This is a genomic window from Stenotrophomonas maltophilia group sp. P373 (genome assembly GCF_053295075.1).
In genome coordinates this window covers 2,802,170-2,826,791 of record NZ_CM129994.1, presented here as the reverse complement: position 1 = coordinate 2,826,791, position 24,622 = coordinate 2,802,170, and the positions used below count along the sequence as shown (strand labels likewise).

At 66.3% G+C, this 24,622-nt stretch carries 23 protein-coding genes and 1 pseudogene; 11 read left to right on the top strand and 13 right to left on the bottom strand.

Translation table 11 applies throughout. The features are described 5' to 3' along the window. Positions 1 to 44: 44 nt before the first annotated feature. The 4 genes from ACSYHF_RS13165 to ACSYHF_RS13150 all read left to right on the top strand — a co-directional run bounded on the left by ACSYHF_RS13165 (position 45) and on the right by ACSYHF_RS13150 (position 2,997). Positions 45 to 605, top strand: coding sequence for an NADPH-dependent FMN reductase (locus ACSYHF_RS13165; protein ID WP_095378100.1), 561 nt, complete (start codon positions 45 to 47; stop codon positions 603 to 605). Positions 606 to 852: 247 nt separating this feature from the next. Beyond that, complete coding sequence (locus ACSYHF_RS13160; RefSeq protein WP_005417526.1) at positions 853 to 2,283, top strand: replicative DNA helicase; 1,431 nt, start codon at positions 853 to 855, stop codon at positions 2,281 to 2,283. A 247-nt stretch (positions 2,284 to 2,530) separates the two neighbouring features. Next, positions 2,531 to 2,743 carry a hypothetical protein gene (locus ACSYHF_RS13155; RefSeq protein WP_005417525.1) on the top strand — a complete coding sequence of 71 codons (213 nt, stop codon included), beginning with the start codon at positions 2,531 to 2,533 and terminating at the stop codon, positions 2,741 to 2,743. Further along, positions 2,740 to 2,997, top strand: coding sequence for a hypothetical protein (locus ACSYHF_RS13150; RefSeq protein WP_065178304.1), 258 nt, complete (start codon positions 2,740 to 2,742; stop codon positions 2,995 to 2,997). The genes ACSYHF_RS13155 and ACSYHF_RS13150 overlap by 4 nt, the downstream gene beginning before the upstream one ends. 114 nt (positions 2,998 to 3,111) lie before the next feature. Here the strand turns inward: ACSYHF_RS13150 and lpdA are convergent, their stop codons facing one another. The 6 genes from lpdA to purB form a co-directional block, all read right to left on the bottom strand. Further along, entirely contained in the window at positions 3,112 to 4,548 is a 1,437-nt protein-coding gene (gene lpdA, locus ACSYHF_RS13145) for a dihydrolipoyl dehydrogenase (RefSeq protein ID WP_447575713.1), read from the bottom strand. 63 nt (positions 4,549 to 4,611) lie between these two features. Next, positions 4,612 to 5,811: a dihydrolipoyllysine-residue succinyltransferase gene (gene sucB / locus ACSYHF_RS13140; RefSeq protein WP_053499860.1), complete on the bottom strand. Its 1,200-nt coding sequence runs from the start codon at positions 5,809 to 5,811 to the stop codon at positions 4,612 to 4,614. A 40-nt stretch (positions 5,812 to 5,851) separates the two neighbouring features. Further along, the gene (locus tag ACSYHF_RS13135; protein WP_053499858.1) at positions 5,852 to 8,683 is read right to left on the bottom strand and encodes a 2-oxoglutarate dehydrogenase E1 component; all 2,832 of its coding nucleotides are present in this window, start codon (positions 8,681 to 8,683) and stop codon (positions 5,852 to 5,854) included. Between the two features lie 186 nt (positions 8,684 to 8,869). Next, positions 8,870 to 9,766, bottom strand: coding sequence for a GNAT family N-acetyltransferase (locus ACSYHF_RS13130; protein ID WP_095378099.1), 897 nt, complete (start codon positions 9,764 to 9,766; stop codon positions 8,870 to 8,872). 11 nt (positions 9,767 to 9,777) lie between these two features. Then, complete coding sequence (locus ACSYHF_RS13125) at positions 9,778 to 11,193, bottom strand: ribosomal protein uL16 3-hydroxylase (protein ID WP_329845138.1); 1,416 nt, start codon at positions 11,191 to 11,193, stop codon at positions 9,778 to 9,780. A gap of 736 nt (positions 11,194 to 11,929) precedes the next feature. Next, a complete protein-coding gene (purB, locus tag ACSYHF_RS13120; RefSeq protein ID WP_171955548.1) occupies positions 11,930 to 13,297 on the bottom strand; it encodes an adenylosuccinate lyase in 1,368 nt (455 codons plus the stop codon). 293 nt (positions 13,298 to 13,590) lie between these two features. Between purB and ACSYHF_RS13115 the strand changes: the two genes are divergently transcribed. Continuing rightward, positions 13,591 to 15,018, top strand: coding sequence for a class II fumarate hydratase (locus ACSYHF_RS13115; RefSeq protein ID WP_447575712.1), 1,428 nt, complete (start codon positions 13,591 to 13,593; stop codon positions 15,016 to 15,018). A gap of 108 nt (positions 15,019 to 15,126) precedes the next feature. On the opposite strand, the gene ACSYHF_RS13110 is transcribed toward ACSYHF_RS13115, so the two are convergent. From ACSYHF_RS13110 to ACSYHF_RS13080, 7 genes are all read right to left on the bottom strand, one after another. Beyond that, positions 15,127 to 15,552 (bottom strand): hypothetical protein, encoded by a 426-nt coding sequence (locus ACSYHF_RS13110; protein WP_061480101.1) that lies wholly within the window; start codon positions 15,550 to 15,552, stop codon positions 15,127 to 15,129. 107 nt (positions 15,553 to 15,659) lie between these two features. Further along, positions 15,660 to 16,265: a hypothetical protein gene (locus tag ACSYHF_RS13105; protein ID WP_049439937.1), complete on the bottom strand. Its 606-nt coding sequence runs from the start codon at positions 16,263 to 16,265 to the stop codon at positions 15,660 to 15,662. Between the two features lie 29 nt (positions 16,266 to 16,294). Next, entirely contained in the window at positions 16,295 to 17,182 is an 888-nt protein-coding gene (locus ACSYHF_RS13100) for a GIN domain-containing protein (RefSeq protein ID WP_053499448.1), read from the bottom strand. A gap of 25 nt (positions 17,183 to 17,207) precedes the next feature. Next, the gene (locus tag ACSYHF_RS13095; RefSeq protein WP_065178601.1) at positions 17,208 to 18,236 is read right to left on the bottom strand and encodes an ABC-2 transporter permease; all 1,029 of its coding nucleotides are present in this window, start codon (positions 18,234 to 18,236) and stop codon (positions 17,208 to 17,210) included. After that, entirely contained in the window at positions 18,233 to 19,108 is an 876-nt protein-coding gene (locus ACSYHF_RS13090; RefSeq protein ID WP_005417484.1) for an ABC transporter ATP-binding protein, read from the bottom strand. The genes ACSYHF_RS13095 and ACSYHF_RS13090 overlap by 4 nt, the downstream gene beginning before the upstream one ends. Next, positions 19,108 to 19,467 (bottom strand): GntR family transcriptional regulator, encoded by a 360-nt coding sequence (locus ACSYHF_RS13085; protein WP_005417481.1) that lies wholly within the window; start codon positions 19,465 to 19,467, stop codon positions 19,108 to 19,110. Before ACSYHF_RS13085 ends, ACSYHF_RS13090 begins: the two co-directional genes overlap by 1 nt. A 2-nt stretch (positions 19,468 to 19,469) precedes the next feature. Continuing rightward, complete coding sequence (locus ACSYHF_RS13080) at positions 19,470 to 19,706, bottom strand: hypothetical protein (RefSeq protein WP_032954303.1); 237 nt, start codon at positions 19,704 to 19,706, stop codon at positions 19,470 to 19,472. Between the two features lie 367 nt (positions 19,707 to 20,073). Between ACSYHF_RS13080 and ACSYHF_RS13075 the strand changes: the two genes are divergently transcribed. From ACSYHF_RS13075 to ACSYHF_RS13050, 6 genes and pseudogenes are all read left to right on the top strand, one after another. Then, on the top strand, positions 20,074 to 20,661 hold the full coding sequence (locus ACSYHF_RS13075; RefSeq protein ID WP_053499455.1) for a glutathione peroxidase: 588 nt from the start codon (positions 20,074 to 20,076) through the stop codon (positions 20,659 to 20,661). Between the two features lie 96 nt (positions 20,662 to 20,757). Beyond that, complete coding sequence (locus ACSYHF_RS13070; protein WP_014037761.1) at positions 20,758 to 21,735, top strand: FKBP-type peptidyl-prolyl cis-trans isomerase N-terminal domain-containing protein; 978 nt, start codon at positions 20,758 to 20,760, stop codon at positions 21,733 to 21,735. A gap of 23 nt (positions 21,736 to 21,758) precedes the next feature. Then, positions 21,759 to 23,108, top strand: a complete 1,350-nt coding sequence (locus ACSYHF_RS13065) for a UDP-glucose dehydrogenase family protein (RefSeq protein WP_053499456.1) — start codon at positions 21,759 to 21,761, stop codon at positions 23,106 to 23,108. Next, complete coding sequence (locus ACSYHF_RS13060; RefSeq protein WP_005410256.1) at positions 23,101 to 23,343, top strand: SlyX family protein; 243 nt, start codon at positions 23,101 to 23,103, stop codon at positions 23,341 to 23,343. The genes ACSYHF_RS13065 and ACSYHF_RS13060 overlap by 8 nt, the downstream gene beginning before the upstream one ends. A gap of 10 nt (positions 23,344 to 23,353) precedes the next feature. After that, positions 23,354 to 24,034 (top strand): DUF2058 domain-containing protein, encoded by a 681-nt coding sequence (locus tag ACSYHF_RS13055; RefSeq protein WP_375366869.1) that lies wholly within the window; start codon positions 23,354 to 23,356, stop codon positions 24,032 to 24,034. A gap of 48 nt (positions 24,035 to 24,082) precedes the next feature. Continuing rightward, positions 24,083 to 24,568: pseudogene (locus ACSYHF_RS13050) on the top strand (acyltransferase family protein); the annotation flags it as partial. Positions 24,569 to 24,622: the final 54 nt, after the last annotated feature.

Below are 24,622 nucleotides of genomic sequence, written 5' to 3'. Positions count from 1 at the left end.
TGGCGACTAGGCTGGGCCTCCCGCACCGTGAGGAGTATGTCCCGATGTCCGTCCCCACCATCGCCGTGTTCGTTGGCAGCCTGCGCAAGGATTCCTGCAACCGCAAGCTGGCCCATGCGCTGGAGAAGCTCGCCGGTGATCGCGCGCGCTTCCAGTACGTGCAGATCGGCGATCTGCCGTTGTACGACCAGGATTTCGACGCTGATTATCCGCCGCAGGGCACCCGGCTGAAGGATCAGGTGCGCGCCGCTGACGCGGTGCTGTTCGTGACACCCGAGTACAACCGGTCGGTGCCCGGCGTGCTCAAGAACGCCATCGATATCGGATCGCGCCCGTACGGTGACAGTGCGTTTGCCGGCAAGCCGGCGGCGGTGATCGGCGCCTCCATCGGCCAGATCGGTACCGCCGTGGCCCAGCAGCACCTGCGCAACAGCCTGGCCTTCCTGGACATGCTTGTGCTGGGCCAGCCCGAGGCATTCATCCACTTCAAGGACGGCCTGATCGATGCCGATGGCACGATCCACAACGAAGGCACGCAGAAGTTCCTGCAGGGCTACGTGGACCGGTTCCTGGCGTTGATCGCAGTGCACGTCAAGGGCAATTGACGCCTGCGGGGTCAGAGTCCCCTGCGTCGCAGGGGATCCGACCCCGGGGCGTTGATCTGCGATAATGTCCCGCTCGGGCGCCGCAACGGCGCCCGTCGCAGGCAGTGCGACGCTTTCACGCCAGTCTGGCCAGGTACCGGCGGATATCCCCCGTTTTCCCACGGCTTATCCACAGGCTTGTCCATGGCTGCTGGGGTCGGCACATGCCTACACTCGTCTGGCCCACTTTTGCAGGAAACACCGCAGCATGTCCGCTCGTCCCGGCTTCCGTTCCAACCGCAGAGAGCGCGGTGATGGCTTCGATCGCGATCGCGACGAGTCGCGCATCGACCAGTTGCGGGTACCGCCCCATTCGGTGGAAGCCGAGCAGGCGGTGCTGGGGGGCCTGATGCTGGCGCCCGAGGCGTATGACCGTGTCAACGACCAGCTGACCGAAAGCGACTTCTATCGTCGCGATCACCAGATGATCTATCGTGCGATCCGCGAGCTGTCCGAGCGCGAACGGCCGTTCGACGCGGTGACGCTGGGCGAGTGGTTTGAATCGCAGGGCAAGATGGAACTGGTGGGTGACGGCGCCTACCTGATCGAACTGGCCAGTACCACGCCGTCAGCTGCCAACATCGTGGCCTACGCCGAGATCGTGCGCGACAAAGCGGTGCTGCGGCAGCTGATCCAGGTCGGCACCGACATCGTCAACGACGGTTTCCAGCCGGAGGGGCGTGACAGCAGCGAGCTGCTGGCCTCGGCGGAAAAGAGCGTGTTTGCAATCGCCGAACAGGGTGCGCGTGGCCGTACCGATTTCGTGGCCATGCCCGGTGCACTGAAGGATGCCTTCGAGGAGCTGCGCAACCGCTTCGAGAACGGCGGCAACATCACCGGCCTGCCGACCGGTTACAACGATTTCGACGCGATGACCGCTGGCCTGCAGCCGACCGACCTGATCATCCTCGCGGCGCGCCCGGCAATGGGCAAGACCACCTTCGCGCTGAACATCGCCGAGTACGCGGCGATCAAGTCGAAGAAGGGCGTGGCGGTGTTCTCGATGGAAATGTCGGCGTCGCAGCTGGCGATGCGCCTGATTTCCTCCAATGGACGCATCAACGCGCAGCGCCTGCGTACCGGCCAGCTGGAAGACGAGGACTGGAGCCGCGTCACCAGCGCGATCAAGATGCTGAAGGAAACCAAGATCTTCATCGACGACACGCCGGGCGTGTCGCCTGAAGTGCTGCGTTCCAAGTGCCGCCGCCTCAAGCGCGAGCATGACCTGGGCCTGGTGGTGATCGATTACCTGCAGCTGATGAGCGTGCCGGGCAACAGCGAGAACCGCGCGACCGAAATCTCGGAAATCTCGCGTTCGCTGAAGGGCCTGGCCAAGGAACTGAACGTGCCGGTGATCGCGCTGTCGCAGCTCAACCGCTCGCTGGAAACGCGTACCGACAAGCGCCCGGTGATGGCCGACCTTCGCGAATCGGGCGCAATCGAGCAGGACGCGGACATGATCGTGTTCATCTACCGCGACGACTACTACAACAAGGAAAACTCGCCGGACAAGGGCCTGGCCGAAATCATCATCGGCAAGCACCGTGGTGGCCCGACCGGCTCGTGCAAACTGAAGTTCTTCGGTGAGTACACCCGCTTCGACAACCTGGCCCACGACTCGGTCGGTTCGTTCGAATAGCGGTCATGCCGGCCGCTGGCCGGCAACCACCATCGGGCGCTGCAGAGCCAAGGCACCGGCAGGAGCTGCTGTCAGCGCGGGTTCCATGCGGTCGCCACGAAGCGCAGCCGGGCATGGGCGTGGCGTTGCACTGCGCTGGACCGGTTTCATCGCCGCCAGCCCGGTTTCGTCGCAAACTGTTTGCCGGCGCCAGGGTAGGGCGCCAAGGTGTCCGCAGGCGGCAGGGTGCCGTCCCAAGGAGACCGTGATGAAGACCCTGTTCGCGCTCGGTGTGTGGTGCCTGCTGTTCGTACTGTGCTGGCCGCTGGCGATCCTCGCCCTGATCGCCTGGCCGTTCGTGTGGCTGCTGAGCCTGCCGTTCCGACTGGTCGGCATCACCTTCTCGGCGCTGTTCGCCTTCCTGCGCGCGCTGTTCATGCTGCCGGCGCGCATGCTCGGTGGCCGGGCGGTGCCCGCATGAGGGCGGTGGTGCTGGTCGGTCTGGCCCTGTTGGCGGGCCCGCTACAGGCCGCTCCTCCAGCACCGCCTTCGGTGTGGCTGGAGCGCCAGCAGGCAGCCGGTGCTGACGAAGCGAATGCTGCTGGGGCGAAGGCTTCGACGGGGCCCGGGGACAGGGAGCGCTGCCGGGTCACGAAGGAATGGAAGGTCGGCGAGACGGTGGTGCAGCATCGGATCTGTGACGATCCACCGAAGAAGCCCGCTGGAAAGGTGTAGCGCCGAGCCCAATGCTCGGCGCTACAGGAAAATGAGCAACAAAAAACCCCGCCGAGGCGGGGCTTCTTGAATCCGGGTGAAGCCGGCCAGCGGCCGGCACTACCAGGTGGACGATCAGTTCGCTTTGTGGATGGCGCGCTTGCTGACCGCCATCGCGGCGTCGTGGATCACTTCCGACAGCGACGGGTGGGCGTGGCAGATGCGGGCCAGGTCATCGGCCGAGCCGCTGAACTCCATGGTCAGCACGCCTTCGTGCACCAGTTCAGAGACGTTGGCGCCAACCAGGTGCATGCCGAGGATGCGATCGGTTTCGGCATGGGCCAGGATCTTCACGAACCCCGCCGGCTCGATCATCGCTACGGCACGGCCGTTGGCGGCGAACGGGAAGCTGCCGGCCTTGTACGGAATGCCCTCGGCCTTCAGCTGGGCTTCGGTCTTGCCGACCCAGGCCAGTTCCGGTTCGGTGTAGATGACCCACGGGATGGTGTCGAAGTTGACGTGGCCCGGCAGGCCGGCGATCAGCTCAGCCACCGCGATGCCTTCCTCGAAGCCCTTGTGCGCCAGCATCGGGCCGCGCACGCAGTCGCCGACCGCCCACACGCCGTTGACGCCGGTGTGGCAGTGCGCGTCGACTTCGATCTGGCCGCGCTCGTTGACCTTGACGCCGGTGCCTTCGGCCAGCAGGCCCTTGGTGGCGGCGCGACGGCCGACGGCCACCAGCAGCTTGTCCACGGTCAGGGTCTTTTCGCCTTCCGCGTCAATGTAGGTGACGATGACTTCCTTCTTCTTGCCCTTGCCGGTGATCTCGGTCTTGGAAACCTTGGCATTGAGCTTGATGTCCAGGCCCTGTTTCTTGAATTCCTTGGCAGCGGCCTTGGCCACTTCGGCGTCGGCAGACGCCAGGAACTCCGGCATGGCCTCAAGGATGGTGACTTCAGCGCCCAGGCGCTTCCACACGCTGCCCAGTTCCAGGCCGATCACGCCGGCACCGATCACCGCCAGGCGATTCGGCACTTCGGTGAAGTCCAGGCCGCCGACGTTGTCGACGATGGTCTCGCCGTCGAACTTGGCGAACGGCAGTTCGATCGAATCCGAACCGGCCGCGATGATGACGTTGGTGCCCTTCAGCTCGACTTCCGAACCGTCGTGCTGCTTCACCTTGACCACGTTGCCCGGCTGCAGCTGGCCGAAGCCGTAGTAGGCGGCGACCTTGTTGGCCTTGAACAGCATGCCGATGCCGCCGGTGAACTGCTTGACGATCTTGTCCTTGCGGCCAATCATCGCCTCGACGTCGATCTTGGCATCCTTGAAGCTGATGCCGTGGTCGCCAAAGATGTGGCCCATGTTCCAGAACTGGCGCGAGGAATCGAGCAGCGCCTTGGACGGGATGCAGCCCACGCGCAGGCAGGTGCCGCCGAGGGCCGGCTTGCCGTCCTTGCCCAGCGCTGCGTCGATGCAGGCGGTCTTCAGGCCCAGCTGGGCCGCGCGGATGGCAGCGTGGTAACCGGCCGGGCCGGCACCGATGACGACGACGTCGAATTGTTCAGCCATTGAATTATTCCTTGATGCATTACCAGAACCCCTCCGCGCAGGCGCGGAGGGGCGGGAGGTTTCTTACAGGCCGAACAGCATGCGGCCCGGGTTTTCCAGCTGGTTCTTGATGTCCACCAGGAACTGCACCGAGTCCTTGCCGTCGATGATGCGGTGGTCGTAGGACAGCGCCAGGTACATCATCGGCGCGATCACGACCTGGCCGTTCTGGGCGATCGGACGCTCCTTGATGGCGTGCATGCCCAGGATGGCGCTCTGCGGCGGGTTGATGATCGGGGTCGACAGCAGCGAACCGAAGGTGCCGCCGTTGGTCACGGTGAAGGTGCCGCCCTGCAGTTCTTCCAGGCCCAGCTTGCCGTCACGTGCCTTCTTGGCGTAGTCGGCGATGGTCTTCTCGATGTCGGCGAACGACATGCGCTCGACGTTGCGCAGGACCGGCGTGACCAGGCCCTTCTCGGTCGACACGGCGATCGAGATGTCCGAGTAGCCGTGGTAGATGATGTCGTCGCCGTCGATCGAGGCGTTGACCAGCGGGAAGCGCTGCAGCGCGTTGGCAGCGGCCTTCACGAAGAAGCTCATGAAGCCCAGCTTGATGCCGTGGGCCTTGACGAACTCGTCCTGCAGCTCCTTGCGCGCCGCCGACACCTTGGACAGGTCGACTTCGTTGAAGGTGGTCAGCATGGCGGTGGAGTTCTTCGACTCCATCAGGCGCTCGGCGATGCGCTTGCGGATGCGGGTCATCGGCACGCGCTCTTCCGGACGCGCGCCGCCGGCCTTGCCGGCGCCGCCGTTGCGGGCGAAGTTGACGATGTCTTCCTTGGTCACTGCACCACGACGGCCGGTGCCGTCGACGTCGGCCGGGTTCACGCCTTCGGTGATGGCGGTGAAGCGGGCGCCCGGCGGCAGGGTGTCGGCGGCCGACTTGGCAGCCGGAGCCGGAGCGGCGGCTGCGGCCGGAGCAGCGGCGGCCGGTGCGGCTTCAGCCTTCTTCTCTTCAGCGGCCGGGGCCGGAGCCGCAGCCACGGCGCCTTCTTCGATGATCGCCACGACCTGGCTGGAGGTCACGGTATCGCCTTCCTTGAACTTGATTTCCTTCAGCACGCCGTCAACCGGCGACGGCACTTCCAGCACGACCTTGTCGGTTTCCAGGTCAAGCAGGTTTTCGTCGCGCTTGACGGCGTCGCCCACCTTCTTGTGCCAGGTGGCGATGGTGCCGTCGGCGACGGATTCGGGCAGTACCGGGGCTTTGACTTCGGTGGCCATTGCGGGAGCTTCCTGGTTTGTCTTCTAAATAGGGGGAGGATTATTCAGCGAACGTGTCGTTGAACGGGTTGACCAGTGCGTCGGCAATCAGCTGCTGCTGCTCGCGGACGTGGTCAGCCATGTGACCGGCAGCCGGCGACGCCGAACGTGCGCGACCGGCGTAGTGCAGGTTCTGGCCATCGGCCAGGCAGAACTGCAGATGGTGGCGGATCTGGTACCACGCGCCCTGGTTCTGCGGTTCTTCCTGCGTCCACACCACGTCGGTGGCCTTGCCGTACTTCTTCAGCTCGGCAGCCAGCAGCGCACGCGGGAACGGATACAGCTGCTCCACGCGGATGATCGCCACGTCGTCCTGGCCACGCTTGGTCTGGTCTTCCAGCAGGTCGTAGTAGACCTTGCCCGAGCACAGCACCACGCGCTTGACCTTCTTGGCATCGGCATTGGCGTCGCCGATCAGGTGCTGGAACTCGCCATTGGCCAGTTCGTCCAGGGTCGACACGGCCAGCTTGTGGCGCAGCAGCGACTTCGGCGACATCACCACCAGCGGCTTGCGGGTGGTCATGTGCAGCTGGCGACGCAGCATGTGGAAGGCCTGCGCCGGGGTCGACGGCACGACAACCAGCATGTTCTCCAGGGCGCACAGCTGCAGGAAGCGCTCCAGGCGCGCCGAGCTGTGTTCCGGGCCTTGTCCTTCATAGCCATGCGGCAGCAGCAGGGTCAGGCCGGAAATGCGGCCCCACTTGGCTTCACCGGCGGCGATGAACTGGTCGATCACCACCTGGGCACCGTTGGCGAAGTCGCCGAACTGGCCTTCCCAGATGCACAGCGTGTTCGGATCGGTGGTGGAGAAACCGTATTCGTAGGCCATCACCGCTTCTTCGCTCAGCAGCGAGTCGATGACGGTGGCCTTCTCCGGCGAATCCACCAGCTGCCGCAGCGGCATGTAGTAGTTGTCGGTCTTCTGGTCGTGCAGGATCGCGTGGCGGTGCGTGAACGTACCGCGGCCGACGTCCTGGCCTACCAGGCGCAGCGCGTGGCCTTCGTCGAGCAGGGTGGCGTAGGCCAGGTTCTCGGCAAAGCCCCAGTCGCCCGCGATCTCGCCGGCGGCCATCTTGCGGCGGTCGTCGTAGACCTTGGCCACGCGCGAGTGCAGCTGCACTTCGTCCGGGATGGTGTTGATCAGCTTGGCCAGCTCGACCAGCTTGTTCTTCTCGACCTTGGTCGAGACCGGGTCGGACAGCTTGCCTTCCAGCAGCTTCGGCCAATCGACGAACAGCGGGCTGGTCGGCGGAGTCTTCTCGACCTTGGCCAGCTCGGTGGTCACTTCACCGGCGTCCAGCTTCTCGCGGTAGGCATCGACCATGGCCTTGCCGGCACCGGCGGCGATCACGCCCGCCTTTTCCAGCTGCTCGGCATACATCTCGCGGGTGGTCGGGTGCTTGCGGATCACCTGGTACATCAGCGGCTGGGTGATCGCCGGCTCGTCGGCCTCGTTGTGGCCCCAGCGGCGGTAGCACATCAGGTCGATGACCACGTCCTTGGCGAACTTCTGGCGGAACTCGAAGGCCAGCTGCGCGGCGAACACGACGGCTTCCGGATCATCGCCGTTCACGTGCAGCACCGGGGCGGCGATCATCTTCGCCACGTCGGTGGCATAGCGCGTGGAGCGCGTATCCAGCGGGTTGGAAGTGGTGAAGCCGACCTGGTTGTTGACCACGATGTGCACGGTGCCGCCGACGGCGAAGCCGCGGGCCTGCGACATCTGGAACAGCTCCATGACCACGCCCTGGCCGGAGAAGGCCGCGTCGCCGTGGATCAGGATCGGCATGACCTGCTTGCGTGCGGTGTCCTTGCGGCGCTCCTGGCGCGAACGCACGGAACCGGCCACGACCGGGTCGGCGATTTCCAGGTGCGACGGGTTGAACGCCAGCGCCAGGTGCACCGGGCCACCGTCGGTGGCCACGTCGGCGGAGAAGCCCATGTGGTACTTCACGTCACCCGCCGACGCGTGCTCGTCGTGCTCGAACTTGCCTTCGAATTCGTCGAACAGCTTGCGCGGGTTCTTGCCCAGGGTGTTGACCAGCACGTTCAGGCGGCCGCGGTGGGCCATGCCGATCACCACGTCCTTGACGCCATCCTTGCCGGCGCTGCGGATGATGGTGTCCATCATCGGGATCAGCGAGTCGCCGCCTTCCAGCGAGAAGCGCTTCTGGCCGACGTACTTGGTGTGCAGGTAGCGCTCCAGGCCTTCGGCCGCGGTCAGGCGCTCCAGGGTGCGGCGCTGGGTGTCAGCGTCCAGCTGGTAGTTGCCACCGGCCGCTTCCAGCTTCTTGTAGATCCACTGGCGTTGCTCGACCTCGGAGATGTGCATGAACTCCGCACCGATCGAGCCGGTGTAGGTCGCCTTCAGGCGTGCGAGCAGGTCGCGCAGCTTCATGCGCGGCTGGCCGCCGACGCCGCCGGTGCTGAACTCGCTGTTGAGATCGGCATCGGACAGGCTGTGGAACGGCAGGCCCAGGTCCGGGGTGTTGACCGGCGCGGCCAGGCCCAGCGGATCGAGGCGGGCGTCCAGGTGGCCGCGCGAGCGGTAGGCGGTGATCAGACGACCGACATTGCGCTCGCGCTCGTCGCCCGCACCGGTGCCGGTGCCAGCTTTCAGCGCATCCTTGGCCGCGTCCGCGATGTGGGAGATGACGGCCGAGTGCGGAATGTCACCTGCTTCGCGGCCCTTGAAGCCGTCGAAGTAGGTTTTCCATTTGGGATCGACACTATCCGGGGAGACCAGGTACTGCTCGTACAGGTCCTCGACATAGGAGGCGTTGCCGCCGGCGAGTTGCGAAGATTGCGCAAACTGCTTCAGTTGATTGTCCACGATGGAGGGTGTTGATTCGCTTTGTGGGGTATGGCTTCAGAAGGACCCGGCAGGAAGATGAATAGCCCTGCGCGGGCGCGTTCAAACAGCCAAATTGTACCCCCAACGGGACACGAAGGGGCACCACTGCGGGCATCCCACGTCCGCCGGTGCCGGTTCCAGACAGGTTGGGTCAGCGGCGCCGGCTCAGATGCCGAGCGCGCGCAGTTCGCTGCAATCGCGCGAACGGTCCCAGACGCGCTGCAATTGCTGCCCGAACGGCTGCGAACGTGCCGGCAGCGCGATACCGGCCTCGCCGTCGAGGCGATGGCCGATCAGACGAAAGTAGAAGTCGCCCGCATCATTGAGCAGGCAGGAAGAGGCCAGCGCGCGGTCGACCGGGTCGCTGACCTCGCGGAACTGGATCACGCTCGGCAAGCGCTGGGCCAGCGCCAGCAGCGGTGCCCCGGCAGAGGCGATCGCAGCGGCATCGTGCACGATCACCCGCAGCTGCTTGTCGTGGCGGGCGGTGACGAAGCGGCGCAGGGCGGCCTGCACCGGCGCCGCGTCGAGCAGTCCCGGGTCCAGCTGGCGGCTGTGCAGCCACAGCTGGCGGCGGGCGCGGTGGACGATGGCCGTGGTGATGGCCACCGCCTCGGCGCGGCGGTCGATCGCGCTGGCCGCGCCCAGCCGGCGGCGCATCTGCTGGTGGCCGATGCCGGCCTCCTCGAACGCCTCGCCTTCCGGCAGGAAGCCCTGGCGGGCATAGAAATCGCGGGCGGGCAGCTGGGCGTGCAGGTGCAGCTCGGCCAGGCCGAGCCTGCGCCCGGCCTCGACCAGTGCCTCCAGCAGGGCCTCACCGACCCCGTGGCTGCGATGGCTGGCCAGCACGGCCATACGGCCGATGCGGCCGTCCGGGGCCAGCCGGCCGGTGCCGACCGGCTGGTTGTCACTGTCCAGTGCCAGCACATGGACGCTGACCGGGTCCAGCGCATCGCGTTCCAGTTCCGCGGCGATGCCCTGTTCCTGCACGAACACGCGTTGGCGCACGTCGTGGATGGCAACGTGGGCGTCGGCGTGGCTGACCTGCTGGACCCGGACCATGGCGGCAGGGCTCAGGCGCGACCGTCGTCGCTGTCGTCTTCGTCGTCGTCCTCGAAGTTGACGATGACCTCGATACCGTCGTCGTGCACGGTCACGGTGTGGACATCGTCGGACACCGCGTCTGCGTCGATCGCGTCGACACGGTCACGGCCTTCGACCACTTCGCCGAGCACCACGGCGTCTTCGCCGTCATCCTCATCTTCAGCGTCATACACCTCGTTCGGATCGATCAGCTGGAACACGCCACCGGCCAGCAGCTGCTGGAGCACGGCACGGCCCTTGTCGGACAGGCCGCGATAGGCGGCGGCGTCGAGCTGCTCGGCACCGGCCAGGCGCTGGGCGTCCTTCACCGGCAGCGCGAAGTCCTGGCCGCTGACGTACAGGCTGGCGCCGCGCTTGGCCCGGCGCCAGGCCAGGCGTGCCCACGGGTGGCGCTGCAGCAGCAGGCCGGAGGCCAGCGCCTGGACCACTTCCTCCGGTGCCGGTGCGGCCTGGTGGGCCATCACTTCGCCGGCGGCGCGGTAGGTGGTGATGAAGCGACCGAACCAGTCACCCAGCTTGTCCGGGTCGTTCATGCGGATGGCGTTGAGCGCGGTGATCACCCGCGCCATCGCCACCGTGTCGATTTCGTTCGGGTCGGCCGGCACCTTGAGGTCGGCATCCTGGTAACGGATGTTCTCGTCGGCATCGGCGATCAGGGTGTCGAGGTAGTCGCTGATCAGCTCGGCCGAGGACGGCGCGCGCATGCCGAAGGAGAACGTCAGGCAGGGATCCTCGGCGACGCCGTGGTGCGGCACGTTCGGCGGCAGGTACAACATGTCGCCCGGCGCCAGCACCCAGTCGTGGGTCGGCTTGAACACCTTCAGCAGCTTCAGTTCCACGTCCGGGCGGAAGCCCAGCGGTGGCTGCTTGCCCTTGATCGATTCGCTGGCGTCGATCTGCCAGCGGCGGTGGCCGTGGGCCTGCAGCAGGAACACGTCGTACTGGTCGACATGGGCGCCGACCGAGCCGCCGGTGGCGGCGAAGCTGATCATCACGTCATCCATGCGCCAACGCGGCAGGAAGCTGAAGTGTTCGATCAGGGCGCGCACGTCCGGGTCCCACTTGTCCACGTCCTGCACCAGCAGGGTCCAGTCGTGGTCGGGCAGGGCGGGGAACACGTCTTCCTGGAACGGGCCGGTGCGCACGCGCCAGCCGTCCTGGGTCTTGTCGTGCTCGATCAGGCGCGCAAGCACGCCTTCCTCGCAGGCCAGCCCGGCCAGGTCTTCCGGCTGCACCGGGGTCTGGAAGTTGGGGAAGGCGTTGCGGATCAGCAGCGGGCGTTTCTGCCAGAAGTCGCGCAGGAAGGTGGCCGGCGCCATGCCCAGCGGCTGGCCGGGGCGGGCGGTGACTTCGATGAGGGGGGCGGAGGACTTGCGGGCGGCCATGGGGGGGAATCCTTGCAGCGGAAAGCGGGAGGGGCGGCGTGGCGGGCCGCCAAGGTCTCCATTGTCCGACGTTCGTGGGGATTGCGCACGTGCGGTGGTTTGTCGCGGGGTGTCCGGCCAACGGCGGAGCCCCTCGTGGCGGGGACGGGTTCACAAGCAAAAGCCGCGCTTGGCCGGGCGGGTGGGCTGCGCGGGGGACGCTGCAAGTACGTCCCTGTAAGCTTGGCCGCCGCATCCATGCGGCGGACACCCCCGCGCAGCCCACCCGCCCGGCCCCTGACAGTTTCCTGCGCGGCCCGCCACGGAATGAAAGAAGAAAATCAAAGGCAAAAGCGGGTCGCGCGCTGCGCTTGCTCATGTAGAGCAGAGCCAACGCTCGGCTTGCTGATGCCCGTGCCCAAAAGCAGCCGAGCACGGGCTCGGCTCTACAAAAGACCCTCAAACAAAGAGGGACGCGGCGAAGCCGCGTCCCTCTTTTAAATTCCGTCCCGACAACCCAATGCTCTTCGATCCGTCACCGGGAAACTGTCAGAGGTGGGGCGGGTTGGGTTCGCGGGGGTGTCCGCGGCATGGATGCCGCGGCCAAGCCCCCAGGGACGGGTTCACGGCGTCCCCCGCGAACCCAACCCGCCCCGCCAGGCGAAGCAATAACCCAGAGCCGCCTTTGACGTTGATGTTGCTGTTGCCGTTGCCTGCCGCAGGCAGCGCCCGCGGCCGCCGCCGCAAAGGAAACCCCTTAGATCTTCTTCGCCAGCGCCTCGGCCAGACCGGTGTAGCTGCCCGGGGTCATCTCCAGCAGGCGCTGCTTCGCATCCGCCGGCAGCTCCAGCCCCTGCACGAACGCACGCATCGACTCGGCGGTGATGCCCTGGCCACGGGTCAGCGCCTTCAGCTGCTCGTACGGGTTCGGCAGGCCATGGCGGCGCATCACCGTCTGCACGGCCTCGGCCAGCACTTCCCAGGCCGCGTCCAGATCCGCATCCAGGCGCTGCGGGTTCACCTCCAGCTTGCCCAGGCCCTTGGCCAGCGAATCCAGTGCCACCTGGCTGTGGCCGAACGCCGTGCCCAGCGCACGCAGCACGGTGGAATCGGTCAGGTCACGCTGCCAGCGGCTGATCGGCAGCTTCGCGCTGAAGTGCTCGAACAGGGCGTTGGCGATGCCGAAATTGCCTTCCGCATTCTCGAAGTCGATCGGATTGACCTTGTGCGGCATCGTCGACGAGCCGACTTCGCCTTCCTTCAGGCGCTGCTTGAAGTAGCCCAGCGAGATGTAGCCCCAGATGTCGCGGGCCAGGTCGATCAGGATGATGTTGGCGCGGCGTGCGGCATCGCCGATCTCGGCCACGTTGTCGTGCGGCTCGATCTGCGTGGTGTACGGGTTGAATACCAGGCCCAGGCCGGTCACGAAGCGCTCGGCGAAGGCAGGCCAGTCCACGTCCGGGTAGCTGGCGATGTGGGCGTTGTAGTTGCCGACCGCACCGTTGATTTTGCCGGTCAGTTCGACCGCGGCAATCTGCCTGCGCTGGCGCTCCAGGCGCGCGACCACGTTGGCCAGTTCCTTGCCCAAGGTGGTCGGCGAGGCGGTCTGGCCGTGGGTGCGCGACAGCATCGGCTGGCCGGCCTGGGCGTGGGCCAGGCTGCGCAGGGTGCTGGCGATGCCGTCCAGGGTCGGCAGCAGCACTTCACGGCGGGCCTGTTCCAGCATCAGGCCGTAGCTGAGATTGTTGATGTCCTCGCTGGTGCAGGCGAAATGCACGAATTCCAGCGCCGGAGCCAGCTCGGCGTCGTCCTTCAGCTGTTCCTTGATGAAGTACTCCACCGCCTTGACGTCATGGTTGGTGGTGCGCTCGATCTCCTTCACGCGTGCAGCCTGGGCCGGGCTGAAGCTGGCGGCCAGGGCGCGCAGGCGGGCGACGGCGGCGTCGGAGAACGGGGCCAGTTCGACGATGCCCGGCTCGGCGGCCAGCGCCAGCAGCCATTCCACCTCGACCGTGATGCGGGCCTTGATCAGGCCGTACTCGGAGAAGATCGGGCGCAGGGCGTCGACCTTGCCGGCATAGCGGCCATCGAGCGGGGACAGGGCGAGCAGGGCGGAATCGGACATGTCGGCAGGGCTGGGGCGAGCGGCGGGGGCCATATTCTACGACGTGCCGGTCAGGTAGTGCCGGCCGCTGGCCGGCAACCACGCCCGGCCTACGCTTCCATGGATTGCCGGCCAGCGGCCGGCACTACCCCTGCGCGTGCACAACGGCCGTGCAGACGGAACGATCTGGCCCGCGCTCGTCATCCCACGCTGCGGGCAAGGGAGTATCGTTGGCGCAGCCGCCAGCCCGGGAAGCGACACCCTGCCAGCCGCCGCTTCCCTTTCCCCAACTGAAGTAGTGCGGAGTTGATGCAATGAGCAAAGCTGCAAGCAAGGGTTTCAGAATCGAACACGACAGCATGGGCGAGCTGCAGGTGCCTGCCGACGCCCTGTGGGGCGCGCAGACCCAGCGTGCCGTGCAGAACTTCCCGGTGTCGGGCCAGCGCATGCCGCGCGGTTTCATCCGTGCCTTGGGCCTGATCAAGGGCGCCGCCGCGGGCGTCAACGCGGAGCTGGGCCATCTGCCGAAGAACGTGGCCAAGGCCATCCAGACCGCTGCCGCCGAAGTGGCCGCCGGCAACTGGGATGCGCAGTTCCCGATCGATGTCTACCAGACCGGTTCGGGCACGTCGTCGAACATGAATGCCAATGAGGTCATCGCCACGCTGGCCAACCGTGCCGGCAAGGCGGGCAAGACCGCCGTGCACCCCAATGACCACGTCAACCAGGGGCAGAGCTCCAACGACGTGATTCCGACCGCGCTGCGCGTGTCGGCGGTGTTGGCGACGCATGAGCAGCTGCTGCCGGCGCTGGTGCACCTGCGCAAGACCCTGGACAAGAAGGGCCGCAGCCTGCGCAAGGTGGTCAAGACCGGCCGTACGCACCTGATGGACGCGATGCCACTGACCTTCGAGCAGGAGTTCGGCGCATGGTCGGCACAGCTGGCCTCGGCGCAGGAGCGGATCGAAGACAGCCTCAGGCGCGTGCGCCGCCTGCCGCTGGGTGGCACCGCCATCGGCACCGGCATCAATGCCGACCCGCGCTTCGGCGGGCAGGTGGCCAAGGCACTGAAGCAACAGACCGGTTTCAAGTTCGACAGCGCCGAGAACAAGTTCGAGGGCCTGGCCGCGCAGGATGATGCCGTGGAACTGTCGGGCCAGCTCAATGCACTGGCCGTGGCGCTGATCAAGATCGCCAATGATCTTCGCTGGATGAATGCCGGTCCGCTGGCCGGGCTGGGCGAGATCGAACTGCCGGCGCTGCAGCCGGGCAGCTCGATCATGCCGGGCAAGGTCAATCCGGTGATTCCGGAAGCGACCGTGATGGCCTGCGCGCAGGTGATCGGCCACCACACGGCAATCACCGTGGCCGGGCAGACCGGCAACTTCCAGCTCAACGTCACCCTGCCGCTGATTGCGGTGAACCTGCTCGATGGCATCGGCCTGCTGGCCAATGTGTCGCGGCTGCTGGCCGACAGCGCGATCGCCGGGCTGAAGGTGCGCGAGGACCGTGTGGCCGAAGCGCTGGCGCGCAATCCGATCCTGGTAACGGCATTGAATCCGATCATCGGCTACGAGAAGGCCGCGGCCATCGCCAAGCGTGCCTACAAGGAACAACGCCCGGTGCTGGACGTGGCACTGGAAGACAGCGGGCTGGAGGAGGCCGAATTGCGGCGCCTGCTGGATCCGACCGCACTGACCGCAGGTGGCATCCAGGCTGGCGGTGGTGGCGCCGGCGGTTGATCTGCTGGTTGTAGAGCCGAGCCCATGCTCGGCTCAGGTTCCGGGCAGCAGCCGAGCATGGGCTCGGCTCTACAAAAGGAAACGCCGCCCTGGGGCGGCGTTTCTGCTTCAGCGACGGTCGGCGACGATGTTGCCGAACGTGTCGGTGTAATCCTTGAACTCGGGTATGCGCTGGATCAGGTCCGCCGGAATCACTTCCATGCCCTCTGGCGGCTGGATCTTCACCGGTTGCATGTTGGGATCGGCCGGGGCGGCGACCAGGGTGTTCTGGCGCAGCACCTGCAGCCTGCCGAACATCGTCTGCAGCATCTGCTTCTGCCCCTGGTCCAGCGGGATCTGGATCTCGTCCACCTTCATCGTGCCATCGCCGAGGATGATGATGTTCGGTGCCGGCGGGCGACGCACGGTCACCATGCCTTCGCTGACGGAAATCTTGGGCTTGCCGCGCTCGGCGCGGTGGTTGCGGTAATCCTTGTCACAGCCGACCAGGCCCAGGCAGAGCAGGGCGGCCAGCAGCAGGAACAACTTCTTCATGGCATTCGGTTCGGGGGGCGTCCGGGGCCGACATTGTAAGCCGGTCGGCACGTGACGGCCGGCAGCGGGGCGCCGCTGCCGGCCGGGTGCGCTGATCTGTCACAGGCCTAGCGCTGGACCACGGTGTCCTTGCCGCAGTCGTCGACGTCACTCTGGTCCATTGTGGCGTAGGGCTTGAACGCGGGCAGCGATGCGGCCAACGCCTGCTGGCTGGCCAGCATCGCCGGCATGCGGTTGCAGATGCGCTTGGCCTGGGCTTCGATCTTCTCCGCCTCGGCATTGATCCGCTTCTCGATGCCCTCGCTGTCGCCGCTGAAGATGCCCTTCAGGGCCTCTCCGGCAGCACTGGCGCCGAGCTTGGCACCGGCCAGGCCGACATCCATGCCGTCCATTGCAATGGCGACCACGTGGCCGCGGTACTCCTGCAGTTGGCGGCGCTGGGTTTCGTTGGCGGCCACTTCCTTGCCGGCGATCAGCAGGCGGCCATCCGGGGTGATCTCGGCACGCGGCTGCTTGTCGGCCGAGATCTTGATGTTGCCCTGGGTGATGTCCTTGCGGGCATCGTCCATGGCCTCCTTGACAGTCTGGCCGACCCCGCTGGTCGCGTCGGCCACGCTTTTGCCGACGGTGGTATCAGGCGTGGAGGACGTGCCGCCGCAGGCGATCAGCGGCAGGCACAGCAGGGCGGCAGGCAGCACGCGCAGCAGATTCATGGCAGTTCCCTCGATCGGTCAGGTAGCGGTTACTTCTTACGGGGCAGGGTGACGGTGCCGCTGACGTTGCGGTGGCCGACATCGCCGCTGCCGCTGTGGTCGACGGTCAGGCTGCCGCGCACGCCATCGACCTGGATGTCCCCCGAGCCGTGGCTGCGCACATGCACATTGCCGCCGATGTCGGACAGATCAACATCGCCCGAGCCGACCACACCGACCTCGACGTTGCCTTGCACGCGCTTGAACCCGATGTCGCCGGAACCGACCGTGTCCAGTCGTGCGTTGCCGCGGACATCGCTGATCTTCAGGTCACCCGAACCGACAGTGCCGGTGACCGCATCGCCACCGATGTTGCGCACCTTGACGTCGCCGGAACCCAGCGAAAGCAGGTTCAGCGAACTGCCGCCATCAATGTCCAGGTCGCCCGAACCCACCGCTGCGTGGATGCTGCCGCGGGTGCCACGCACGATGGCATCACCGGAGCCGACATCCACGCTCAGCGACTGCGCGTTGTCCACGCTGGCGTCGCCGGAGCCGACCTTCAGCTGCAGGGGCAGGTTGTCCGGCACGCTGCCACGGATGTCCAGCCAGGCGTAGCTGCTGCCCAGGCTGATGCCGCTGTCGCGGCCCTCGCGGCGCAGGCTCACCACCAGCTTGTCGCCCACCCTGCGCTGGTCCAGTACCAGCTGGTCCAGCCATTCCTGGCTGGACGCGCAGGCGCGGCCATCGAGCTGGCCAGTGCCCTTGCCGGCGACGACCTTCAGGTCGTGCTGGTTGACCTCGAGCACCACAGCCCTGGCACCGGCCACATCCAGCTTCAGCGTGCGGGCGGCGGTGAACTTGCAGTTCGGAGCATCGGCGGCCAGCGCCGACAGCGGCAACAGCAACAACGCAGAACAGGCGAGCAGGGAACGCATGGGTGGTGCCTCCGGGTGGATGGAATCAGATCTCGCCGGCGCGCTTGCGCAGACGGATGGCAAGGACGATGAACACGGCGCCGACGGCGGCGCCGATCCACAGTTCCGGCATCGCCAGTGACTTCAGCTGCGAGGCCGGCGACATCAGGCTGACCACCGATTCGAGGTCGCGACGCGTGCCTTCCTCGGCGCTGAGGCGATACACCAGGTCCGTGCCCGGTACGCCGCCCAGCAGCAGCCGGCCAACGATGTTCTGCCAGAACCAGCCCGTGGTCAGGCCGATCAGCGGCATCACCTTGGTCGTGCTGACGATGACGCCGGCGAACAGCGGCAGCATCACCGCCCACAGGAACGGCTTGCTGCGGGCCCAGGCCGAGCACAGCAGCAGCCAGCCGGCGGTGGGCAGGGCCCACAGGGCGTAGACCGGGATCCAGGCCAGGTGGCCGGCGGCCAGGGTCAGCGGGCTGGCCGGGCCCCAGATCAGGGTCATTGGGCTGCCGCCGTGCATCAGCGCGACGATGCTGATCACCAGCATGAAGCCGAACATGGTGATGATGCCGGCGATCACCGCGATCAGCGGGGCCACGATCAGTGCGCTGATCACCTTGGACAGCACGGTCTGGGTATCCGACAGCGGCAGTGACTTCCAGAACAGGATGCTGCGGTCGCGGCGGTCGTCGTACAGGGCACCCAGGCAGTAGAAAAACACCACGAAGGCCAGTACCAGGAACGGCCAGGCCGAGCTGAGCACCAGGGTCAGGTCGAGGCCGTTGCCGAGGTCAGCCAGGTCCTTGGCACTGATGTCGCGGGTCAGCAGGGCCAGGTCCAGGCCGTTGATGTTCACGTCTTCGCCGTCGATGTGCAGGCCACCATCACGCGCGGCCCGGTGCAGGGCGAACAGGCCGAAGGCGATGCCGATGGTGCTCATCACCAGCGAGATCAGGCCGGCGATCAACGGTGCATACAGGAAACCGCCACGGTTCTCCCAGTACTCGCGCTTGAGCAGCCAGCGCAGGGTGCCCATCGGGCTGACGGGGTGGTTGACGGCATTCATGCGTAGGTCCCCTTCATGATGGCGACGAACAGATCGGCCAGGCCCGGGCTGCGGGTCTCGCCAAGGGTAGAGAGCTGGGTACGCGGCACGCCGTCGAACAGCATCACGGTCTTGCCGAACGCCAGGCTGCGCTCGTCGATCGGCTTCAGCGCACGCGCGGTCTCCAGCTGGTCGGCATTGACCAGCAGCTCGGTGTAGCGCTGGCCGACGTCGTCCATGTCCGCGTCGAGCACGATGCGGCCATCCCGGATGAACATGACGTCGCTGAGGATGTGCTCGATCTCTTCCACCTGATGGGTGGTGACGATGATGGTCTTCTGTTCGTCGAAGTAGTCCTCCAGCAGGCGCTGGTAGAACTCCTTGCGATAGAGGATGTCCAGGCCGAGAGTGGGCTCGTCCAGCACCAGGATGCGGGCGTCGATGGCCATCACCAGCGCCAGGTGCAGCTGCACGATCATGCCCTTGGACAGTTCGCGCACGCGCTGCTTCGGTTGCAGCTTGGTATTGGCCAGGAAGCGCTCGCAGCGGGCCCGGTCGAAGCGCGGGTGCACGCCGGCGACGAAGTCGATCGCCTCGCGCACCTTCAGCCAGCGCGGCAGCACGGCGACGTCGGCGATGAAGCAGATGTCATTCATCAGCTCATCGCGATGCAGTCGCGGATCGCGGCCGAGCACGCTCAGGTCGCCTTCCACCGAGGTGAGGCCGAGGATGGCCTTCAGTGCGGTGGTCTTGCCGGCGCCGTTGGGGCCGATCAGGCCGACGATGCGCCCGCTCGGAATGCTGAAGCTGGCGTTGTCGAGGGCTACCGTGGTCCTGTAGGCCTTGCGCAGGCCTCGCGCGGTGATGACGGGTTCGCTTGCAGTGCTGTTCATCAGACGTTCCCCTGGGGCAGCAATTCGTCGAGGCTCAGGCCCAGGCGCTGAATGCGCTCCAGCACCGCGGGCCATTCTTCGTTGAGGAAGCGCTCGCGCTCGCTGCTGCGCAGCTGCGTGGCCGCCTGCTCGGTCATGAACATGCCCAGGCCGCGGCGCTTCTCGACCAGGCCTTCATCGGCCAGTTCCTGGTAGGCGCGCGAAACGGTGATGGGGTTGAGTTGATAGTCGGCGGCCACCTGGCGCACCGAAGGCAGGGCATCGCCCGGCTTCAGGATTCCGTCGAGCATCATGGCGATCACGCGCTCCTTCAATTGACGGTAGATGGGAGCGCCGTCGCTCCACTGGATGTCGCTCATATTCAGCTCCGTGGGGTCAGCGGCTGGGCGAACGAGAAATACGGCATGGACAGGGAGCTGTGCAGCCGACGCGGGGGAGGGGGGGAGGAATCGGCGTTCCCGGCCGGTGCAGCGGTTGCGTCCTGCGCACTGTCGGGAGAGGCGGGGGTGGTGGGCGTGGCCAGCCAGGCCAGCACGATCAGGGTCGAAACAGCAGCGGCCGCGGGTGCGGTGAGGTTGCGACGGATGCGGGCGTTCATGGCTTCCCCCTGTCTCAGGTGACTGGTGTTGTATGCAACTATAACACCGGCACGCCTGGGTGCAACCCCCTGCCGTCCCCAACTGATGGCAGGGGTGGTCAAATTGCTGAAATATCCTCTTATCCATTTGATTGGAAAGGGAAATAAATTTGATGTGCGGGCTGGTCCAGTTCCGCCTGCCATTCAGTGTTGTCCATGCTATGTCATCACTGCGCCGTCGCTGGTGGGTCCAGCGGGAAGACGCCACGCCGCGCAAAGCCGCTGGCGCTTGCCGCAACAAGGGGGGGGCGAGGGGCGGTGCTATAGTTCGGCCGATTCCCGGCCGCTACCGGCCGGCCCTGTGAATGGCTACCGCGGACCGCTCTCGATGCCCCTGCCGACCGTTATCCCGCGCCGCCTGCGCGGCCTGTCCCTGCTGACCCTGCTGGTGGCCGGCCTGGCCGGTTCCTCCCATGTGCTGGCGGCCGATCTGCTGGACCTGGAGTACCGCCCACTCGCGAGCAAGCAGCAGGTCAACCTGCAGCAGCGCTACCACGGGCAGGTACTGCTGGTGGTCAATACCGCAAGCAAGTGCGGCTATACCCCTCAGTACGAAGGCCTGGAGGCGCTGCAGAAGCGTTATGCCGGCCGCGGCTTTGCCGTGCTCGGTTTCCCGTCCAACGATTTCAAGGGCCAGGAGCCCGGTGACGAAAAGCAGATCCAGGATTTCTGCACGCTCACCTACGGCGTCAGGTTCCCGATGTTCGAGAAGGTGCATGTCGTCGGTGCACAGGCCACGCCGCTGTACCAGAGGCTGACCGCGGCCACCGGCGTGGCGCCGGGCTGGAACTTCCACAAGTACCTGGTCGGCCGCGATGGCAAGGTCATTGCCCAGTTCGCCAGCAAGGTAACGCCGGACGATCCGCAGCTGACCGCCGCCATCGACAAGGCGCTGGCCGCAGCCGCCACGCATTGATATCCGGCACGGATGCCTCGACATCGACGGCATGCGTGCGACAATGTTTCTTTTCGCGCCGACGTCGGCGCCCAGACACTTCCAGGAATGCAGCGAATGAAGATGGGAATGCGCGGCGCCGCGGCGTCGGTTCTGATTCTGGCGATGGGCACTTCGGGTGTCGCTCTGTCGCAACAACCGGCTGCCCCCGCAGCCGCCAAGGAGACCGCAACCTTGAATTCCCCCAAGCAGAAGCTCGGCTACGCCATCGGCCTTGATGTCGCCAAGTCGTTCACCCCGATCGCCGATGAGATCGATGTGGCCGCGCTGCGCACTGCCGTGGAGCGTTCGTTCGAAGGCCTGCAGCCGCAGATCACCCAGGAACAGGCCAAGGCCACCGATGCCGCGTTGCGCCAGGTCGTGATGGCCCGCAGTGGCCAGCAGGTGCCGGGCATGGCGCCGGGTTCGCAGCCGCCGAAGGTCGATCGCGTCAAAGTGTCGCAGATGATCGGTTCGTACTCGGTCGGCCCGTCGCTGGCACAGCTGAAGGACGACATCGATGTCGCCTCGCTGTTTGACGCGATCAGCACAGGCCTGAGCAAGGGCCAGCCGAAGATGACGGAAGCTGACGCGACCGCCACCATCCAGGCCTTCATGGGCAGCAAGCAGGCCGAGATGCAGGCCAAGGCCGCCGCCGCTGCGCAGACCAACCGCGAGGAAGGCAACGCGTTCCTGGCCAAGAACAAGACCCAGCCGGGCGTGGTGACCACCCCGTCTGGCCTGCAGTACCAGATCATCCGCCCGGGTAGCGGCGAGCGCCCGCTGCCGAGCAGCAAGGTGCGTGTGAACTACGAAGGCAAGCTGCTCAACGGCACCGTGTTTGACAGCTCCTATGGTCGCCAGCCGGCCGAGTTCGGCCTGGACCAGGTGATCAAGGGCTGGACCGAAGGCGTCGCGCTGATGCCGGTCGGTTCGAAGTACCGCTTCTGGATCCCGGGTGAGCTGGCTTACGGTGAGAACGGCACCCCGGGTGGCCCGATCGGCCCGAACGCGACTCTGACCTTCGACGTCGAGCTGCTGGGCGTCCTGCCGTAAGCGACCACGGAGCCTGCACGGACATGCGCGTTGCGATTTTCGGTACCGGTTATGTAGGGCTGGTGACCGGTACCTGCCTGGCCGATGTCGGCCACCAGGTGGTCTGCGTCGATATCGACCAGGCCAAGGTCGATGGCCTCAACCAGGGCATCATCCCGATCTATGAGCCGGGCCTGGAGCCGATGGTGAAGGCCAACCACGCCGCGTCGCGGCTGGCGTTCACCACCGATGCCGCGGCCGCGATCGGCCACGGCCAGGTCGTGTTCATCGCCGTCGGCACGCCGCCGGACGAGGATGGCAGTGCCGATCTGCAGTACGTGCTGGCTGTGGCCCGCACCATCGGGCGGCACATGAGCGTGCCGACCGTGGTGGTCAACAAGTCGACGGTGCCGGTGGGCACCGCCGACAAGGTGCGTGCCGCCATTGCCGCAGAGTTGGCGGCACGTGGCGCGGACATCGCCTTCGATGTGGTGTCCAACCCGGAATTCCTGAAGGAAGGCGACGCTGTCGCCGACTGCATGCGCCCGGATCGCATCATCATCGGCGCGACCAGCGCCGAGTCGGTGGCGGTGATGCGGCGCCTGTACGCACCGTTCAACCGCAACCACGACCGCGTGGTGGAAATGGACGTGCGTTCGGCGGAGCTGACCAAGTACGCCGCCAACGCGATGCTGGCGACCAAGATCTCGTTCATGAACGAAATCGCCAACATCGCCGAACGTGTCGGCGCCGATGTCGAGCAGGTCCGCCAGGGCATTGGCTCGGATCCGCGCATCGGCTGGCATTTCATCTACCCGGGCGCCGGTTACGGCGGCTCGTGCTTCCCCAAGGATGTGCAGGCGCTGGCCCGCACCGCGCAGCAGGCCGGCCTGGAGCCGAAGCTGCTGAACGCCGTGGAAGCGGTCAACGACGCGCAGAAGGGCCATCTGTTCGCTCTCATCCAGCGTCATTACGACAAGGGTGAAGACGAAGGTGTGCGTGGCAAGACCTTTGCCGTGTGGGGCCTGGCGTTCAAGCCGAACACCGATGACATGCGCGAAGCCTCCAGCCGTCGCCTGCTGGCGCAGCTGTGGGAAGGCGGCGCGACGGTGCGTGCCTACGATCCGGAAGCGATGCACGAGTCGCAGCGCATCTTCGGCGAGCGCGATGATCTGGTGTTCTGCAGCAGTGCCGACGAGGCGCTGCAGGGGGCCGATGCACTGGTCGTGGTGACCGAGTGGAAGCAGTTCCGCAGCCCCGATTTCCAGATGCTGCGCGAGCAGTTGAAGGACGCGGTGGTGTTCGACGGCCGCAACCTGTACGAGCCGGCGGATGTGGAAGCGGCGGGCCTGGCGTACTACGGCATTGGCCGGGGGCGCTCGCTGCATGTCTGATCTGCTGCCAACCGAACGCGAGCAGGCGCTGGAAGCGCGCCTGGTCGAACTGGAAATGCGCGTGTCCTTCCAGGAACAGGCGCTGGCCGAACTGAGCGATGCGCTGGCCGATGCCCGCATGCAGGGCATGCGCAACGCCGACGTGCTGCGCGTGCTGCTGGAAGACCTGGGCAAGGTCCGCAACGCGCTGAATTCTTCCGATCCGGCGAGCGAACCGCCGCCGCCGCACTACTGATCCGAATCCTATGAGCGATACCCTCCGCGACCAGCTGATGGGCCTGGGCTTCAAGCCTGCGCCCAAGCCCGAGCGCAAGAATGATGGCCCCCGCCGTGATGGTCGCCCGCAGGGCAAGGGTGGCAACGGCAATGGAAAGCCGCAGGGCGCTGGCAAGGGCGAGCACAAGCCCGGCGAGCGTCGTGGGCATGGCCACGGCGGCCCGGGCAAGCCCGACCAGTCACGTGGCCCAGGCCAGCAGGGCCCGCGCAAGCCGCGCAGCGCCGAAGAGATGGACCTGGCCAAGGCCTACGCCATCCGCGCGCAGAAGGAAAAGGAAGAGCGCATCGAGACCGAGCGCCTGAAGCAGGAAGAGGCGCGTGTGCGCCGCGAGGCCAAGGCCAAGCTGGAAGAACTGCTGAAGGACAAGAGCCTGAACTCGGAAGCGGCCGATATCGCCCGCCACTTCCCATATGGCGGCAAGATCAAGCGCATCTATGTGACCGCCGAACAGCTGACCGCGCTCAATGCCGGCGAGCTTGGGGTGGTCCAGCTCAATGGCCGCTACCTGCTGGTGACCGCCGAGGTGCTGGCGCAGTCCGAGGCGGTGTTCGCCGCGTCGGTGGCGCTGAAGGTCGATCCGAATGCGCCGGCCGAGGAGGATCCGTACGCGGACCCGCAATACCAGGTGCCGGACGACCTGGTCTGGTAGGCGCGTGACCGCCGCGGGCGCGCTGCCGTCGCGGCCGTGGGGGAAGGGATGACCGCTGATCCAAGCCGCGGCAACGTGCCGCACATTGACGGCCTGCGCGCGATCGCGGTGCTGGCCGTCATCGTGTTCCACCTGGACCCGGCCTGGTTGCCGGGCGGGTTCACTGGCGTGGATGTGTTTTTCGTCATCTCCGGTTTCGTGGTCAGCGCATCAGTACACCGGCTGCCGCCGCTGTCGCTGGGGCAGTCGATGCTGCGCTTCTATGCGCGTCGCATCCGTCGTATTGCACCAGCGCTGCTGGCGTGCGTGTTGCTGACCGCTGTGGCGAGCGTGCTGTTCATTCCCGAGTCGTGGCTCAGCGAAGCCAGCGACAAGACGGGGCTGATGGCGTTGTTCGGCTTCAGCAACTGGGTGCTGGCGGCGATCGGCAACGATTACTTCGCGCCCAAGGCCGAATTCAATCCCTATACCCATACCTGGTCGCTGGGTGTGGAAGAGCAGTTCTACCTGCTGTTCCCGTTGCTGTTCCTGGCCTGGGCACGTGGCGCGCGCGGGCGTTGGATCAGCCTGGGCCTGTTCGCACTGGTC

What these genes read in the sequence shown, in the direction of transcription:
- ACSYHF_RS13165 (WP_095378100.1), top strand. Translation starts at nt 45, where the DNA reads ATGTCCGTCCCCACCATCGCCGTGTTCGTTGGCAGCCTGCGCAAGGAT.
- ACSYHF_RS13160 (WP_005417526.1), top strand. Translation starts at nt 853, where the DNA reads ATGTCCGCTCGTCCCGGCTTCCGTTCCAACCGCAGAGAGCGCGGTGAT.
- ACSYHF_RS13155 (WP_005417525.1), top strand. Translation starts at nt 2,531, where the DNA reads ATGAAGACCCTGTTCGCGCTCGGTGTGTGGTGCCTGCTGTTCGTACTG.
- ACSYHF_RS13150 (WP_065178304.1), top strand. Translation starts at nt 2,740, where the DNA reads ATGAGGGCGGTGGTGCTGGTCGGTCTGGCCCTGTTGGCGGGCCCGCTA.
- lpdA (WP_447575713.1), bottom strand. Translation starts at nt 4,548, where the DNA reads ATGGCTGAACAATTCGACGTCGTCGTCATCGGTGCCGGCCCGGCCGGT.
- sucB (WP_053499860.1), bottom strand. Translation starts at nt 5,811, where the DNA reads ATGGCCACCGAAGTCAAAGCCCCGGTACTGCCCGAATCCGTCGCCGAC.
- ACSYHF_RS13130 (WP_095378099.1), bottom strand. Translation starts at nt 9,766, where the DNA reads ATGGTCCGGGTCCAGCAGGTCAGCCACGCCGACGCCCACGTTGCCATC.
- ACSYHF_RS13125 (WP_329845138.1), bottom strand. Translation starts at nt 11,193, where the DNA reads ATGGCCGCCCGCAAGTCCTCCGCCCCCCTCATCGAAGTCACCGCCCGC.
- purB (WP_171955548.1), bottom strand. Translation starts at nt 13,297, where the DNA reads ATGTCCGATTCCGCCCTGCTCGCCCTGTCCCCGCTCGATGGCCGCTAT.
- ACSYHF_RS13115 (WP_447575712.1), top strand. Translation starts at nt 13,591, where the DNA reads ATGAGCAAAGCTGCAAGCAAGGGTTTCAGAATCGAACACGACAGCATG.
- ACSYHF_RS13110 (WP_061480101.1), bottom strand. Translation starts at nt 15,552, where the DNA reads ATGAAGAAGTTGTTCCTGCTGCTGGCCGCCCTGCTCTGCCTGGGCCTG.
- ACSYHF_RS13105 (WP_049439937.1), bottom strand. Translation starts at nt 16,265, where the DNA reads ATGAATCTGCTGCGCGTGCTGCCTGCCGCCCTGCTGTGCCTGCCGCTG.
- ACSYHF_RS13100 (WP_053499448.1), bottom strand. Translation starts at nt 17,182, where the DNA reads ATGCGTTCCCTGCTCGCCTGTTCTGCGTTGTTGCTGTTGCCGCTGTCG.
- ACSYHF_RS13095 (WP_065178601.1), bottom strand. Translation starts at nt 18,236, where the DNA reads ATGAATGCCGTCAACCACCCCGTCAGCCCGATGGGCACCCTGCGCTGG.
- ACSYHF_RS13090 (WP_005417484.1), bottom strand. Translation starts at nt 19,108, where the DNA reads ATGAACAGCACTGCAAGCGAACCCGTCATCACCGCGCGAGGCCTGCGC.
- ACSYHF_RS13085 (WP_005417481.1), bottom strand. Translation starts at nt 19,467, where the DNA reads ATGAGCGACATCCAGTGGAGCGACGGCGCTCCCATCTACCGTCAATTG.
- ACSYHF_RS13080 (WP_032954303.1), bottom strand. Translation starts at nt 19,706, where the DNA reads ATGAACGCCCGCATCCGTCGCAACCTCACCGCACCCGCGGCCGCTGCT.
- ACSYHF_RS13075 (WP_053499455.1), top strand. Translation starts at nt 20,074, where the DNA reads ATGCCCCTGCCGACCGTTATCCCGCGCCGCCTGCGCGGCCTGTCCCTG.
- ACSYHF_RS13070 (WP_014037761.1), top strand. Translation starts at nt 20,758, where the DNA reads ATGAAGATGGGAATGCGCGGCGCCGCGGCGTCGGTTCTGATTCTGGCG.
- ACSYHF_RS13065 (WP_053499456.1), top strand. Translation starts at nt 21,759, where the DNA reads ATGCGCGTTGCGATTTTCGGTACCGGTTATGTAGGGCTGGTGACCGGT.
- ACSYHF_RS13060 (WP_005410256.1), top strand. Translation starts at nt 23,101, where the DNA reads ATGTCTGATCTGCTGCCAACCGAACGCGAGCAGGCGCTGGAAGCGCGC.
- ACSYHF_RS13055 (WP_375366869.1), top strand. Translation starts at nt 23,354, where the DNA reads ATGAGCGATACCCTCCGCGACCAGCTGATGGGCCTGGGCTTCAAGCCT.